Origin of the sequence: Nonomuraea sp. NPDC050394, assembly GCF_044459065.1 — a bacterium.
Taxonomy (GTDB): Bacteria; Actinomycetota; Actinomycetes; order Streptosporangiales; family Streptosporangiaceae; genus Nonomuraea.
Window position 1 is genome coordinate 152,054 of record NZ_JBITIO010000017.1, and the last position, 13,651, is coordinate 165,704.

A 13,651-nucleotide genomic window follows, 5' to 3' on the forward strand; every position below is an offset into this window, starting at 1 on the left:
TTGATAGCGAATACCGCTCAAAAAGCGGTCAAATTCCGGGTTAACTCGCACTCCGTCGCCCCTATAGGACGCACCCCTAATTTCGCGGACCGGCCCCGGAATCATCTTTACCGCCCTATTGGCGAATTGCCTCGTGTGGGTAAGTTGGCTGGGTGATCGAGGACATCCTCCCCCCGGAGGTCGAGGCCTTCGAGACCTTCGACGATCCTCCCGGCACCGTGCTCTTCCCCGAGGAGGAGGCGCTGATCGGGCGGGCGGTGGAGAAGCGCCGCAGGGAGTTCGCGACCGCGCGCTACTGCGTCCGCCGGGCCATGGGGAAGCTGGGGATGGCACCGGTGGCCGTGCTGCGCGGCCCGCGGGGCGAGCCGACCTGGCCGCCCGGCATCGCCGGGAGCATCACCCACTGCACCGGCTACCGCGCCGCCGCGCTCACCAGGAAGCCCGCCATGCTCGGCATCGACGCCGAGCCCGACGCCCCGGTGGGCGACGACGTGATCGAGGCGGTGTCGCTGCCGCACGAGCGTGACATGCTGCGCCGGCTGGCGGCCGCCAGCCCCGGGCCCTGCTGGGACCGGCTGCTGTTCAGCGCCAAGGAGTCCGTCTACAAGGCCTGGTTCCCGATGACGAACCGGTGGCTGGGCTTCTACGACGCCGAGATCGACGTGGACCCGTTCGGCGGCACGTTCTCGGCCCACATCATGGCGGAAGGCCTGCGGTGGCAGGGGCGGTGGCTGATCCGCAACGGCCTGATCGTCACCGCGATCGCGAGGATCGGGATGACATGATCAGATTCGGCGTGGTGCTCATCACCGAAGGCTGCTCCAGGACCGAGTGGATGGACAAGTGCCGGCGGGCCGAGGCACTGGGCTACGACGTCGTCGCCGTCCCCGACCACCTGAACCTGCTGGCGCCCTTTCCCTGCGCCGTGCTGGCCGCCGAGGCCACCACGCGCCCGAGGATCGGCACGTACGTGCTCAACTCCAGCTTCTACCTGCCCGCGCTGCTCGCCAGGGACGTGGCCACCACCGCCCAGCTCCTCGGCGACCGGCTGGAGCTCGGCCTCGGCACCGGCTACGTGAAGGCCGAGTTCGAGAAGGCGGGCATCCCGTTCGGCACCGCGTCCTCGCGCGCCGACCGGCTGGAGAGCCTGGTCAAGGAGCTCGACGCGGCGCTGGGGGAGTCGGCGCCGCCCTTGATGATCGGGGGGCACGGCGACCGCATCCTGCGCCTGGCCGCCCAGCGCGCCCGGACGGTCAGCTTCACCGGCGCGCCGTACCGGGCCGAATACGGCAGGACCGCCCTCGTGGACGCGGACGCGCTCGCCGAGCGCGTGGCCTTCGTCAGGGCCGAGGCGGGCGGTCGCGAGCCCGAGCTGAACCTGCTGCCCAAGGCCACCGTGCTCACGCGCGAGCGCCGCGCGGGCCTGGAGAGCCTGCGCCGCTACGCGCCCGACCTCACGGCCGAGCAGCTCATGGAGGTCCCGACGCTGCTCGTGGGCACGCCCGCGCAGCTCGCCGAGCAGGTCCTGCGCGACAGCGAGAGGTACGGCTTCGCCTACTTCACCGTGACCGAGGCGGCCATGGAGGACTTCGGCAAGGTCATCGAGCGGCTGCGCTGAGACTGTCGAGGCAGGCGCTCAGCGTGCGGGCCTGGACGTTGAGGTAGTAGCTGTGCCGCAACAGCTCCACGACCTGGTGCATGGCCAGCCAGCGGAAGTCGGGGTGGCCGGGGGCCAGGTCCTCGCCGGTCTCCACGATCAGGTACCGGTTCCTGGCGTGGTAGAAGCGGCCGCCCTCCTCCGAGAGGACCGTGTCGAAGCGGATGCGCCCCGGCGCGGCGCCCAGCACCTCGTCCAGGAACAGCGGGCGGGCGGCGGGTGGCAGGTGGTCGTAGTTCTCCGGCACGCACTGCACGGTCGGCGCCAGCTCGACCACGTCGGTGTAGCCGGGCTCCACCCGCGCGTGGACCAGCGCGTGCAGGACGCCGCCGATCTGGCGCACGAGGAAGGCGATGACGCCGGTGCCCACCGGCTCGATCATCGGCTGCGTCCAGCCGCTCACCTCGCGCCCGGTGGAGGCGACGCGCACGCCGATGATGTCGAAGAAGCGGCCGCTGTCGTGCGAGATCCGCCCGTCGCCGCGGCGCCATTGCCGCAGCCGGTTGAGCGGGATGGGCTCCGTGCTGATGTCGACGGTCGAGCGGATGCCGCTGAGCCAGCTCAGCACCTCGTCGATCCCGTGCACGGCGCTCTGGCGCGGGTCGCGGGAGCGGATCAGCGCCGCGCGGAAGCCGTCCTCGCCCGGGAGCGGCGTCTCCAGCGCCGGCATGCAGGCCAGCACGGTGCGCGCGTCCATGTTCACCAGGTCGGGCACGGCCAGCATCTCGTGGACCCGCCCCAGCGGCAGCCACCGGAACCCGTCGAGCACCTCGACGTCCTCGGCGGTCTCCACGACCATGTTCCTGTTGCGCTTGCGATAGAACCAGGCGCCCTGCTCCGACTGGCGCACGTCCGCCAGCACCCGCCCGCTCGGCTCGCGGAAGTGTTCCAGGTACGGCACCGGCCGCCCCTGGTGCACGCGGGTGTAGTTGCTCCTGGTGGCCTGCACGGTGGGCGAGACCTGGGGGCCGTCGTGGTTGCCGGGCTCGTTCTTGGCCTGCATCAGCAGGTGCGGCACGCCGTTCACGCGCTTGACGAGGATGCCGAGGATGCCCACCTCGGGCTGGTTGATGATCGGCTGGGTCCAGGCGTCCACGGGGCTGCCGGGAAAGCGCACGTCGAGCCCCTGGATGGTGAAGAACTTGCCGCTGTCGTGGCTGATGTTCCCGGTGCTCTCACACCGGCTCCATCCGCCCAGCTCTTCCAGAGGAAGCCGCTCCACCGTCATCGCGGTGTGCTCGGCGACTTCCTCGAACCAGCTCCTGACGTCAAGAATGGCGGTCTCCTAACAACAGGCCTTTACCGCCGAAGCTCGCATGAGCCCTCATAACACCTCAACCCCTGCTTTTCGGTGATGGAAAATAGGGGTTATCTCTGGGACCGGCCATTCATACGCTCTTAGGGTGGACGCCATGACCGATCGTCCGGAAATCCGAGCCAGTGACCAGGATCGCGACAGAATTGCGGAAATGCTGAGAGTCGCGGTCAGCGAGGGACGCATCGACCTCGAAGAGCTGAACGAGCGCCTGGACCGCACCTACGGCGCGCGTACGCTCCGTGAGCTGGACGAGGTCGTCGAGGACTTACCCCAAGGCGGCCCCCCGGCCACGGCGCTGCTGCCCGCCACCGTGGCGGCCGCTCCGCTGCCCGCCGCCCACCCCGGTGACGTGCTGGAGCTGCACACGCGCAGCGGCAAGATCCGCCAGGACGGGCGCTGGGTGGTGCCGCCGCTCATCACGACCAGGGCACACAGGTTCGGCACCGTGCGCGTCGACTTCACCAGGGCCGAGTGCGCCTACCGTGAGGTGACCGTCGACGTGCAGATCACCTCGTGGTTCGGTGACGTCGTCATCGTCGCCCCCTACGACTGGTGGGTGCAGGACGACGCGGTGACCCGCCGGCTCCTCGGCGCCGTCCACAACAGGCCCATCGTCTCGCCCACCCAGGCCGCGGTCGTCGTGCGGCTCACCGGCTACGTGCAGACCGGTGACGTGTGGGTGAAGTACCGCCGCTGACGGCAATCTTCAGGAGGATCGTATGGCGTGCCGCATCTGTTCCGGCCGGCTCCGCGAGTTCGCGGACTTCGGCCGGCAGCCGATCTCCGACGCCTTCGTCGAACCCGGTGACCCACGCGAGGAGTTCTTCTTCCGGCTCGCGGTCGGCGTCTGCGAGAGCTGCACGATGGTGCAGCTGCTCGAAGAGGTGCCGAGGGAACGCATGTTCCACGAGGGCTACCCCTACGTCTCCTCCGGCTCCTCGGTCATGCGCGAGCACTTCCACACGCTGGCCAAGCGGCTGCTGACCACCGAGCTGAGCGGCGATGACCCGTTCGTCGTCGAGCTCGGCTGCAACGACGGCACCATGCTGGAGGTCGTCGCCGACGCCGGGGTCAGGCATCTCGGCGTCGAGCCGTCCGGCGGCGTGGCCGACCTGGCCGCCGCCAAGGGCGTGCGCGTGACCAAGGACTTCTTCGAGGCCGGGACCGCCGCCCGCGTACGCGCCGAGGACGGCCCCGCCGACGTGATCTACGCGGCCAACACCCTGTGCCACATCCCCTACATGGACTCCATCCTCAGCGGCGTCGACACGCTGCTGAAGGCGGACGGCGTCTTCGTCTTCGAGGACCCCTACCTGGCCGACATCGTGGCCCGCTCCTCCTTCGACCAGATCTACGACGAGCACTTCTACTTCTTCTGCGCCGGCTCGGTGAGCAGGATGGCCGCCCGCCACGGCTTCGAGCTCGTGGACGTCGAGCGCCTGCCCGTGCACGGTGGCGAGGTGCGCTACACCCTCGCCAGGACCGGAGCCAGGACGCCCGCTCCCGCGGTCGCCGCGATGCTGGCCGAGGAGGACGAGGCCGGCATCACCCGGCTGTCCGCGCTCGACCGCTTCGCCGCCACCGTCGAGGGCAACCGCGACCGGCTCACGGCGCTGCTGAAGGGACTGCGCGCCCAGGGCGCCACGATCTACGGCTACGGCGCCACCGCCAAGAGCGCGACCGTGCTCAACTACTGCGGCATCGGCCCGGAACTGCTCACCTTCGTCAGCGACACCACCCCGGCCAAGCAAGGACGGCTCACGCCCGGCACGCACATCCCCGTGCTCGGGCCCGAGGCCTTCCGCGACCCCTACCCCGACTACGCGCTGCTGCTCGCCTGGAACCACGCCGAGGAGATCATGGCCAAGGAGACGGGCTTCCGCGAGTCCGGCGGCCGGTGGATCCTGTACGTCCCCGACGTCCACGTCGTGTGATGCGCCATCGCGAACTCGCCGTCGCCGGCGCCTTCGAGTTCACCCCTGCGGTCTTCCCCGACGAGCGCGGGTCGTTCGCCTCGCCGTACCAGGAGGGGGCCTTCATCGCCGCGACCGGGAAGGGGCTCTTCCCGGTCGCGCAGGCCAGCAGGAACGTCTCCAGGCGCGGCGTGGTGCGCGGCATCCACTACACGCTCATCCCGCCGGGCACGGCCAAGTACGTGTACTGCGCGGCGGGGCGGGTGCTCGACTACGCGGTGGACCTCAGGGTGGGCTCGCCGACGTTCGGGCGGTGGGAGGCGGCGGAGCTGAGCCTCGCCAACGGGCGCGCGGTCTACTTCCCGCCGGGCGTGGGGCACGCCTTCGCCGCGCTGGAGGACGACTCGGTGGTGTGCTACCTGCTGTCGGCGGAGTACCGCAAGGAGAACGAGCTCACGCTGTCGGTCTTCGACACCGACCTCGCGCTCGGCCTGCCCGCCGAGCCGGCGCCGATCCTGTCGGAACGCGACGCGGCCGCCCCCACGCTGGGTGAGGCGGCCGCGCTCGGACTGCTTCCCGAGTGGTGATCTACAGCACCTCGCGCAGGGCGGCGATGACCTTCTCCTGCACCTCGACCGGGAGGGAGGGGTACATGGGCAGCGAGAAGATCTGCCCGGCCAGTTCCTCGGTCACCGGCAGGCTGCCGGGACGGTAGCCGAGGTGGGCGAAGCCGGTCATCGTGTGGACCGGCCACGGGTAGGAGATGTTGAGGTGGATGTCGTAGGCGCGCAACGCCTCGATGATCTCGTCGCGCCGGGGGTGGCGCACCACGTACACGTAGTAGACGTGCTCGTTGCCCTCCGCGGTCGCGGGCAGCACCAGCTCGGTGTCACCCAGGGCGCGCTCGTAGCGTTCTGCGACCGCGCGGCGGCCGGCGATGTAGGCGTCGAGGCGGGTGAGCTTGCGGCGCAGGATCTCCGCCTGCACCTCGTCCAGGCGGGAGTTGTGGCCCGGCGTCCGCACCACGTAGTAGGTCTGCTCCATGCCGTAGTAGCGCAGCCTGCGCAGGTTGGCGTCCACGACGTCGTCGGAGGTGATCGTCGCGCCGCCGTCGCCGTAGGCGCCGAGCACCTTGGTCGGGTAGAAGGAGAACGCCGCTGCCCGGCCCATCGAGCCGGCCACGCGGCCGTGGTGCCTGGCGCCGTGCGCCTGGGCGCAGTCCTCCAGGATCACCAGGTCGTACGCCTCGGCCAGGCGCTCCAGCGGAGCCATGTCGACGCACTGGCCGTACAGGTGGACGGGCAGCAGGCAGCGGGTGCGCGGCGTGATGGCCGCCTCGACCTGCTCGACGTCCATGAGGTAGGTGTCGCGGTGCACGTCGGTGAAGACCGGGGTCGCGCCCACGCCGTCGATGGCGACGACGGTCGGCGCCGCCGTGTTGGACACGGTGATCACCTCGTCGCCCCTGCCGACCCCCAGAGCCTGGAGGCCGAGCTTGAGCGCGTTGGTGCCGTTGTCGACTCCGGTGCAGTGGCGCGCGCCGTGGTAGGCGGCGAACTCGGCCTCGAAGGCGCGCACGCTCTCGCCGAGCACGAGCTGGCCGGATTGGAACACGGTCTCGACGGCGTCGATCAGATCGTCCCGCTCGACGTCGTATTCCGGCAGGTAGTCCCAGACACGAGTGGCCATGACCCAACGTAATCACCGGGCCCCGTACCGGCGGTACCCCTATCACGGGGTTAGGGGTGACACGTTATGCCCCGTCCTCACTAGCTTTGTGCGTATGGCACGGCATTACCTCTTCATGTGTCAGCCCGATCATGGCCACGTGATTCCCAACCTGGCCGTGGTCGCCGAATTGGTGCGCCGGGGAAACCGGGTCACCTACGTCACCGGTGAAAGCATGGCCGACGTCGTCCGCGCCGCGGGCGCCACCGTCATCGGCTACGACTCCATTTATCACAAGGCCGATCTGCGTCGGCTCGAAGACGACCCGCTCGGGCTCATCTCGCTGTTTCTCGACGAGAGCCGGGTCATGCTGGAAAGCGTTGGCGAGGAAAAGGCCGACGTGGTGGTCTATGACATCTCCGTTCTGCACGCCGGGCGGATTCTGGCGCGTAAGTGGGGGCGGCCGGCCGTACAACTCATTCCGGTGTTCGCGTCGAACGAGCATTTCTCCTACCTTTCTTCCATCTACGGCGACGGCGGCGACGGCGGCGCGCTGCCCGGCTGGGTGGACGACATGCTGGCCAGGACGGCCGCGCTCGCGCACGACCACGGCGTGGACGTGCCGCCGGCCGACCTGTGGTGGCAGGTGCAGGACTTCAGCCTGGTCAACCTGCCGCGCTCCTTCCAGTTCGCCGGGGAGACCTTCGACGAGCGCTTCGCCTTCGTCGGGCCGTGCCTGGGCGAGCGGAGCTTCCTGTCGGACTGGACGCCGCCAGGCGACGGCCGCCCGATCGCGCTGCTCACCTTCGGCACCGTGGCCAGCAGCCGTCCCGACCTGTTCCGCACCTGCGTGCGTGCCTTCGGCGAGCTGCCCTGGCACACCGTGGTGACCGTGCCGGAAGCCGTCGACCTGGGGCCGTTGCCCGCCAACGTCCAGGTCCGCCGCTGGGTCTCGCACATGAGCGTGCTGCGGCACGCCGACGTGGCCGTCACCCACGGCGGGATGGGCACCGCCATGGAAGCCCTGTACTGGGGCCGCCCCACGGTCATCGTCCCGGCCACCGCCATCGACGGCCCGCCCGCCCGCCGCGTCGCCGAACTCGGCCTCGGCCGCGTCGTCGACCCTGCGGAGCTGACGCCCGAGCGCCTGGTCGCCGACGTGCTCGCGGTCGTCTCCGATGACCGGGTACGGCAGGCCACCGCCGCCATGGCGCGGGAGATCCGGGAAGCCGGCGGCACGGCCAGAGCGGCCGACGAGTTAGAGCGGTACCCGGCATGAGCAGGCCCTTCGAGTTCGGCGTCCTCGGCCCGCTCAAGGTCGCCAAGGACGGCGCCGATCTGCACATGAGCGCGAACAGGGAGCTGGCGATCCTGGCCAGCCTGCTGCTCAACGCCAACCGGGTGGTCAGCGTGGACCGCCTGGTGGAGACGGTGTGGGCGGGCTCGGCCCCGGCCAGCGCGTGGCGGCAGATCGCCATCTGCGTCTCGCGGCTGCGCCGTACGCTGGGGGCGGGTGTGATCGAGACGTCCAGCCCCGGCTACATGCTGCGCGCCGAGCCGGACAGCATTGACTGGCTGCGCTTCGGCGCGCTGGTGGCGCGGGCACGCGCGACGGCGGCCGACGGCGAGCGCGAGGCGGCGGTCAAACTGCTGCGCGAGGCGCTGTCCCTGTGGCGGGGCAACCCGTTCGAGGACATCAGGGGCCTGCGCTACGACGTCGCCAGGATGGAGGAGTCGCGGCTGGAGGCCATGGAGGCCTGCCTGGAGCTGGAGATCGAGCTCGGCCGGCACCACCAGGTGATCCCCGACCTGCTGGCCCTGGTGAACGAGTCGCCCTTCCGCGAGCGGGTGCGCGCCCAGCTGATGCTGGCCCAGTACCGCGCGGGACGGCGGGCCGACGCGCTGCGCACCTACCAGGAGACGCGCCGCTACCTGCTGGAGCAGATCGGCCTGGAGCCCGGTCCCGCGCTGCGGCGCCTGCACGACCAGATCCTCAGGGACGAGGTCGCGCTCATGCGTCCGGTGCCGCGTGTCCCGGCGCCGGCGCAGGTGGTTCCGTCGCAGCTGCCGCCGCAGATCCTGCCATTCGTCGGCAGGGAGCGTGAGCTGGCGGCCCTGGACGCGGCCCTGAGCCAGGACCAGGCGGCGGCCCCGGCCACGACCGTGGTCAGCGGGCCGGCGGGCATGGGCAAGACCGCCCTGGTGCTGCGGTGGGCGCACGAGCGGATCGACTGGTTCCCCGACGGGCAGTTGTTCGCCGACATGGCGGGGGCCAAGCCGGAGACCGTGGTCGAACGGTTCCTGCGCGCCCTCGGCGTGCCCGCCGCCGACCTGCCACTCGACGCCGACGAGAAGCTGGCGCTGTACCGGTCCTGGACCGCGCGGCGCAGGCTGCTGGTGGTGCTGGACAACGTCACCGACGCCGAACAGGTCGTGCCGCTGCTGCCCGGCGGCGCGCACTGCCGGGTCGTCGTGGTCAGCACGGACCCGCTGGACGACCTGGTGGCCAGGCAGGGGGCGCACCGCGAGTTCGTCCGGCCGCTGCCCGCGGCCGACGCCCGGCGGCTGGCCGACCTGCTGGTGGGCACGGCCCGCGGCCGCGTCCTGGCCGCGACCTCGGGCAGCCCGCTGTCGCTGCGCCTCGCCGCGGCCAAGATGCGCACCCGCTCACGCCCCCACCACGACCCCGCGCGCCATGATCCCGCTCGTCTTGATCCGGCCCGTCACGATGCGGCTCAGCCGCATCGTGACCTGGTCCATCATGACCGCGCCAGGATCCTGTCCAGCGCCTCCAGCAGTTCCGCCTGCGAGGGCTGCCCGGCGCACGAACGCCACCCCACGTGACCGTCGGGGCGGACCAGCACCGCCCCGCTCTCCTCCAGGCCGTACTCCCCGGCCCAGGTCGGCGAGGTCAGCCCGCCGGACCCGTCGGCCGAGATCTCGACCGCCGCGATCACCACGCCGCTCGACTCGGCCGCCTCCTTCGCCGCCTGCAGCCAGCCGCTCCCGGCCGGCGTCAGCAGCGTGAACCCTGGCCCGAGCAGGTCGAGCGTGGAGATCCTGCCGTTCTCGCCGGTCAGCCAGGCGTGCGGGGCGCGGTGGCCGGGGCGGGCGGCGGGGACGTAGGTGCGGTAGGGGTCTCCGGGCGCGGGGGCGGGCGTGCCGTCGGCGACCACGGCCGCCGAGTCGTAGTGGAAGCCCAGCACCAGGCCCTCCGAGCTGCGCCGGCCCGCCTGCTGCTCGATCGCCTCTGTCATCGACAGGTGCCCCTCCATCATGTGGAAGGTGATCAGCGCGTTGTTCAGGCTCTCGTCCACGGTCCTGGCCGCGATCGGGTGCCGCTCCGCGGTGTAGGTGTCCAGCAGGTACGGCCCCGCCGTACCGTGGAGCACGGCGGCGAGCTTCCAGGCCAGGTTGTGCGCGTCCTGGATGCCGCAGTTCATGCCGAACCCGCCCTGCGGCGTGGCCACGTGCGCGGCGTCCCCGGCGAGGAAGACGCGGCCCTTCTGGAAGGTGGTCGCCACCTTGGCCTGCTGCAGCCAGGGCATGACGCCCAGGATGTCCACCGGCAGGCCGGGCACGCCGACGGCGCCGCGTACCGCGTCGAGGCAGACCCGCGGGGTGAAGTCGGCGGGGCTGCCGCCCTCCTCGGGCTCGTAGCCGGTCTGCACCATCCAGCGCCTGCCGCCGTCCACGGCCTCGACCGCGCACGGCGGGTCGCGCAGGAACGACAGCGCGGCCCGGCGCTCGGAGGGCAGGAAGCTCAGGTCGGCCTCGAACATGATGCTGATCATGTGGCCGAGCGTGGGCGGGCCTTCGACCTCGATGCCGAGCTGCTCCCTGACGCCGCTCCTGGCGCCGTCGGCGGCCACGGCGTAGCGGGCGCGCACCAGCGTACGGCCCCGCCCGTCCTCGACGACCGCCTCGACGCCGTCGCCGACGTCACGCAGCCCGGTCATCGTCGCGCCGTAGCTGACCTGGGCGGACGGCATCGGCTCCGCGAGCCGGCGCAGGATCACCTCCAGGTGGTCCTGCGAGCACAGGTAGGCGTAGGTGGGGCTCTGCGGGGCGTCGCGCTCGATCGCCGCCGCGGAGCGGATGAAGTCGTCGGAGGACAGCGAGCTGCCGACGCCCACGGCGAGGAACTCCTCGCGCGGCATTCCGGCGCGCTCGACGTCCGCCACGATTCCCCAGGCGCGGAAGATCTCCATCGTCCGGGTGGTGATGAGCCTGGCCTTCGGAAATATCGAGGTGCCCGCGTGTTTCTCGACGAGCAGCGTCGATATTCCGTGGCGCGAGAGCTCAATTGAGGCGGACAGGCCGACCGGGCCGCCGCCGACGACCAAAACTTCTACGTCGAGCTCGTCCATGATGCAAGGGTGATATATCCAATTTCCCCAGTCAATGCACTAATAACTGAATGATACAGGGGTGATATCGCCCTTTAGTAACTTGTTCAGTGAAGATCCAGATAATGTGCTGTCGAATTCCTGGAGAACGAAGATGCTCTTTGCCGAAGGCTCAGTGGCCCTGGTGACGGGCGCCTCACGCGGAATCGGCCGGGCGGTCGCGCTCGATCTGGCCAGAGAAGGCGCCCATGTCATCGTCAACTACGCCAGGTCGGAGCGGGACGCCAAAGAGGTCGTGGCGCTCATCCAGGAGGAGGGCGGCAGCGCCGAGGCCGTACAGGCGGACGTCGCCGACGAGGACGCCGTGCGCGAGATGTTCCGCGGCATCCGTGCCGACCACGGCCGCCTCGACGTCCTCGTGACCAGCGCCGGCCTCACCCTCGACCGATACCTCATCACGATGAGCCAGGAGCAGTTCCGCACCCCGCTCGACGTCAACGTCGTCGGAACCTTCCTGGCCTGCCGCGAGGCGCTGCGTCTGATGCGCAACCACAAGCGCGGCTCCATCGTGACGATCTCCTCCACGAGCGGGCTCGACGGAGGCTTCCCCGGCCAGACCAACTACGTGGCATCGAAGGGCGCGATCATCGCCTTCACCTCGGCCCTGTCGAACGAGGCCGCGCCCCACGGGATCAGGGCCAACGTGGTCGCCCCCGGCTTCGTGTCCACCGACATGACCCGCAAGGTGCCCACGGACATCAGGAAGCAGTACGAGTCGCGCATCCGCCTGGGCCGCATGGGCCGCCCGGAGGAGATCGCGTCGATCGTCAGCTTCCTCGCCTCGGACAAGGCGTCGTACATCTCCGGCTCCGTGATCGTCGCCCACGGCGGCGGCCTCGGCTGACCCCGGTCACTACTAGGAGGACAGATGACCATCGACGAGCTTCGCGCGAAGGCCGCCGAGCGCCAGCAGACCTGCACCCAGATCAAGAAGATGATCGTCTCCCGGCTCGACCTGGAGATCGAGCCCGACTGGATCACCGACGACCAGCCGCTGTTCGGCCGCGGCCTGGAGCTCGACAGCCTGGATGTGCTGGAGCTCTACGTGGCCATCGAGGCCGAGTTCGGCGTTGCCCTCTACGACAGCGAGATGGCCGTCTTCGGGTCGGTCTCCCGCCTGGCCGACGAGGTCAACCCCGCGCTGCGGGCGTCATGACCGCGACGACGGCGCCGCCGGTCCTGACCGGCCTCGGCCACGACCAGATCCGGGCCGTGCTCCCGCACCGCTGGCCCATGCTCCTGCTCGACCGGGTCACCCGGGTCGAGCCGGGCGTCAAGGGCAGCGCCACCAAGAACGTCGCCGGCACCGAACTGTGGTTCCAGGGCCACTTCCCGAACGAGGCGGTCCTGCCCGGCATCGTGATCATCGAGTCGCTGGCCCAGCTCGCCGGCGTGGTCTTCGCGCTGGCCGGCGCGAGCGAGATCAGCTACCTGGCCGGAGTCAGGTCGATGCGCTTCCGCCGTCCCGTGGTGCCCGGCGACCAGCTCGTGCTGAGCGCCGAGCGGACCGCGGGCGGCAGGGGCTTCGCCGAGTACAAGGTCTCGGCCCGGGTCGACGGCCAGATCGCCGCTGAAGGAAACCTCACGATCGCTGACCCGAAAGGTGTGAAGAATGGCTAGCGTCCTCACGAACCTTCATCCGGAGGACACCGTCTACGGCGACGTGGGCGACGCCTCCCTGCCGCGGCGCTTCTCCGCCGCGCCCGACGCGCTCTCGGCCGAGTACAAGGTGCTGAGGGAGCGCGCCGCGATCCTCGACCTGAGCGCCCACCTGCTGATCGAGGTCACCGGGGCCGAGGCGATCGACTTCGCGCAGCGGGTGCTCGCCCGCGACGTGGAGTACCTCACCTCCGAGCGCTGCATGATGAGCCTGGTCCTGGACGAGTCCGGGCAGGTCGTCGACCAGGTCCTGGCCTTCGGCCGGGAGGACGGCATCCTGCTGGAGAGCTCGGCGGGCGCCGGGGCGCGGCTGCTGGAGCACCTGCGCACCCACAACGACGAGGGTGTCGAGATCACCGAGCGCGACGACCTGACCGTCCTTGGCCTGGAGGGCCCGTACGCCTGGGGCGTCGTCGGCCGCCTGATCGACGGCGAGCTGGCGGCGCTGCCGTTCGAGTCGGTCGTCGACACCACCTGGAACGACGCCGAGATCATCTTCGCCCGCACCGGCTTCACCGGCGAGTACGGCTACCAGATGCTCGTGCCCAAGACCGCCGTGGGCGAGCTGTGGACCCAGTCGCTGGAGCACGCCCAGGCCGCCGGCCAGGACGCCCTGGAGCTGGCCATGCTGGAGGTACGCCAGCCGATCCCGCGCCACGAGGTCACCGGCGGCGCGAACGTGATCGAGATCGGCGCCAACTGGCTGGTCGACGTCACCAAGGACGCGTTCGTGGGCAAGGACGCCGTGCTCGAGGCGTTCGAGTCCGGCACCGGCCGCCGCACCGTCGGCTTCGTCGGCGGCGAGGGCGTGCCGACCCCCGGCACCCGCGTGTACGCGGGCGGCGAGGACGTCGGCGAGGTCGTGCACGCCGTGCACAGCGTCGGCCTGGGCACCACGCTCGGCCTGGTCAGGGTGGACACCGACCTGGCCGCCGCCGGTCTGGAGTTCACCGTCGCCGGTTCCGAGGTCACCACGCTCACCAGCCCGTACATCGTGCCCAAGAGCTGGAGCATCCCGATCATCTGA

Annotated in this window: 14 protein-coding genes; 11 read left to right on the top strand and 3 right to left on the bottom strand. The window is 70.5% G+C overall.

What is annotated here, in order from left to right:
- Positions 1–152 precede the first annotated feature (152 nt).
- Together ACIBKY_RS45345 and ACIBKY_RS45350 are read left to right on the top strand one after the other, a co-directional pair.
- Complete coding sequence (locus ACIBKY_RS45345; RefSeq protein ID WP_397107189.1) at positions 153–785, top strand: 4'-phosphopantetheinyl transferase; 633 nt, start codon at positions 153–155, stop codon at positions 783–785.
- Positions 782–1,618 carry a TIGR03621 family F420-dependent LLM class oxidoreductase gene (locus ACIBKY_RS45350; RefSeq protein WP_397107190.1) on the top strand — a complete coding sequence of 279 codons (837 nt, stop codon included), beginning with the start codon at positions 782–784 and terminating at the stop codon, positions 1,616–1,618. Before ACIBKY_RS45345 ends, ACIBKY_RS45350 begins: the two co-directional genes overlap by 4 nt.
- Here ACIBKY_RS45350 and ACIBKY_RS45355 read toward each other — a convergent pair.
- The gene (locus tag ACIBKY_RS45355; RefSeq protein WP_397107292.1) at positions 1,599–2,933 is read right to left on the bottom strand and encodes an NDP-hexose 2,3-dehydratase family protein; all 1,335 of its coding nucleotides are present in this window, start codon (positions 2,931–2,933) and stop codon (positions 1,599–1,601) included. The genes ACIBKY_RS45350 and ACIBKY_RS45355 overlap by 20 nt on opposite strands.
- A gap of 136 nt (positions 2,934–3,069) precedes the next feature.
- Between ACIBKY_RS45355 and ACIBKY_RS45360 the strand changes: the two genes are divergently transcribed.
- Genes ACIBKY_RS45360 through ACIBKY_RS45370 form a run of 3 tightly spaced genes read left to right on the top strand, consistent with a single transcriptional unit; the run spans position 3,070 to position 5,475 of the window.
- Positions 3,070–3,672: a DUF1707 domain-containing protein gene (locus ACIBKY_RS45360; RefSeq protein WP_397107192.1), complete on the top strand. Its 603-nt coding sequence runs from the start codon at positions 3,070–3,072 to the stop codon at positions 3,670–3,672.
- 22 nt (positions 3,673–3,694) lie between these two features.
- Entirely contained in the window at positions 3,695–4,909 is a 1,215-nt protein-coding gene (locus ACIBKY_RS45365) for a methyltransferase domain-containing protein (RefSeq protein WP_397107194.1), read from the top strand.
- Positions 4,909–5,475 carry a dTDP-4-dehydrorhamnose 3,5-epimerase family protein gene (locus ACIBKY_RS45370; protein ID WP_379611861.1) on the top strand — a complete coding sequence of 189 codons (567 nt, stop codon included), beginning with the start codon at positions 4,909–4,911 and terminating at the stop codon, positions 5,473–5,475. Before ACIBKY_RS45365 ends, ACIBKY_RS45370 begins: the two co-directional genes overlap by 1 nt.
- A gap of 1 nt (position 5,476) precedes the next feature.
- Here the strand turns inward: ACIBKY_RS45370 and ACIBKY_RS45375 are convergent, their stop codons facing one another.
- Positions 5,477–6,577 (bottom strand): DegT/DnrJ/EryC1/StrS family aminotransferase, encoded by a 1,101-nt coding sequence (locus tag ACIBKY_RS45375; RefSeq protein WP_397107196.1) that lies wholly within the window; start codon positions 6,575–6,577, stop codon positions 5,477–5,479.
- A 115-nt stretch (positions 6,578–6,692) separates the two neighbouring features.
- Here ACIBKY_RS45375 and ACIBKY_RS45380 point away from each other — a divergent pair, with 115 nt between their 5' ends.
- Both ACIBKY_RS45380 and ACIBKY_RS45385 read left to right on the top strand, forming a co-directional pair.
- On the top strand, positions 6,693–7,835 hold the full coding sequence (locus ACIBKY_RS45380; RefSeq protein WP_397107294.1) for a macrolide family glycosyltransferase: 1,143 nt from the start codon (positions 6,693–6,695) through the stop codon (positions 7,833–7,835).
- A complete protein-coding gene (locus ACIBKY_RS45385) occupies positions 7,832–9,400 on the top strand; it encodes a BTAD domain-containing putative transcriptional regulator (protein ID WP_397107198.1) in 1,569 nt (522 codons plus the stop codon). The genes ACIBKY_RS45380 and ACIBKY_RS45385 overlap by 4 nt, the downstream gene beginning before the upstream one ends.
- Here ACIBKY_RS45385 and ACIBKY_RS45390 read toward each other — a convergent pair.
- Positions 9,316–10,926 (bottom strand): FAD-dependent monooxygenase, encoded by a 1,611-nt coding sequence (locus tag ACIBKY_RS45390; protein WP_397107200.1) that lies wholly within the window; start codon positions 10,924–10,926, stop codon positions 9,316–9,318. The two genes, ACIBKY_RS45385 and ACIBKY_RS45390, sit on opposite strands and share 85 nt — an antisense overlap.
- Before the next feature lie 133 nt (positions 10,927–11,059).
- Between ACIBKY_RS45390 and fabG the strand changes: the two genes are divergently transcribed.
- Genes fabG through ACIBKY_RS45410 form a run of 4 tightly spaced genes read left to right on the top strand, consistent with a single transcriptional unit; the run spans position 11,060 to position 13,651 of the window.
- Complete coding sequence (gene fabG, locus ACIBKY_RS45395) at positions 11,060–11,809, top strand: 3-oxoacyl-ACP reductase FabG (RefSeq protein ID WP_379611855.1); 750 nt, start codon at positions 11,060–11,062, stop codon at positions 11,807–11,809.
- Positions 11,810–11,833: 24 nt separating this feature from the next.
- Complete coding sequence (locus ACIBKY_RS45400) at positions 11,834–12,121, top strand: acyl carrier protein (protein WP_157251764.1); 288 nt, start codon at positions 11,834–11,836, stop codon at positions 12,119–12,121.
- Positions 12,118–12,585: a 3-hydroxyacyl-ACP dehydratase FabZ gene (gene fabZ / locus ACIBKY_RS45405; RefSeq protein ID WP_184971230.1), complete on the top strand. Its 468-nt coding sequence runs from the start codon at positions 12,118–12,120 to the stop codon at positions 12,583–12,585. Before ACIBKY_RS45400 ends, fabZ begins: the two co-directional genes overlap by 4 nt.
- Positions 12,578–13,651, top strand: a complete 1,074-nt coding sequence (locus tag ACIBKY_RS45410; protein WP_397107203.1) for an aminomethyltransferase family protein — start codon at positions 12,578–12,580, stop codon at positions 13,649–13,651. The genes fabZ and ACIBKY_RS45410 overlap by 8 nt, the downstream gene beginning before the upstream one ends.

Excerpts from the sequence above, each read along its gene's own strand:
- ACIBKY_RS45385 (WP_397107198.1), top strand. The coding sequence starts at position 7,832 with ATGAGCAGGCCCTTCGAGTTCGGCGTCCTCGGCCCGCTCAAGGTCGCC.
- fabG (WP_379611855.1), top strand. The coding sequence starts at position 11,060 with ATGCTCTTTGCCGAAGGCTCAGTGGCCCTGGTGACGGGCGCCTCACGC.
- ACIBKY_RS45380 (WP_397107294.1), top strand. The coding sequence starts at position 6,693 with ATGTGTCAGCCCGATCATGGCCACGTGATTCCCAACCTGGCCGTGGTC.
- ACIBKY_RS45400 (WP_157251764.1), top strand. The coding sequence starts at position 11,834 with ATGACCATCGACGAGCTTCGCGCGAAGGCCGCCGAGCGCCAGCAGACC.
- ACIBKY_RS45350 (WP_397107190.1), top strand. The coding sequence starts at position 782 with ATGATCAGATTCGGCGTGGTGCTCATCACCGAAGGCTGCTCCAGGACC.
- ACIBKY_RS45390 (WP_397107200.1), bottom strand. The coding sequence starts at position 10,926 with ATGGACGAGCTCGACGTAGAAGTTTTGGTCGTCGGCGGCGGCCCGGTC.
- ACIBKY_RS45365 (WP_397107194.1), top strand. The coding sequence starts at position 3,695 with ATGGCGTGCCGCATCTGTTCCGGCCGGCTCCGCGAGTTCGCGGACTTC.
- ACIBKY_RS45410 (WP_397107203.1), top strand. The coding sequence starts at position 12,578 with ATGGCTAGCGTCCTCACGAACCTTCATCCGGAGGACACCGTCTACGGC.
- ACIBKY_RS45370 (WP_379611861.1), top strand. The coding sequence starts at position 4,909 with ATGCGCCATCGCGAACTCGCCGTCGCCGGCGCCTTCGAGTTCACCCCT.
- ACIBKY_RS45375 (WP_397107196.1), bottom strand. The coding sequence starts at position 6,577 with ATGGCCACTCGTGTCTGGGACTACCTGCCGGAATACGACGTCGAGCGG.
- fabZ (WP_184971230.1), top strand. The coding sequence starts at position 12,118 with ATGACCGCGACGACGGCGCCGCCGGTCCTGACCGGCCTCGGCCACGAC.
- ACIBKY_RS45360 (WP_397107192.1), top strand. The coding sequence starts at position 3,070 with ATGACCGATCGTCCGGAAATCCGAGCCAGTGACCAGGATCGCGACAGA.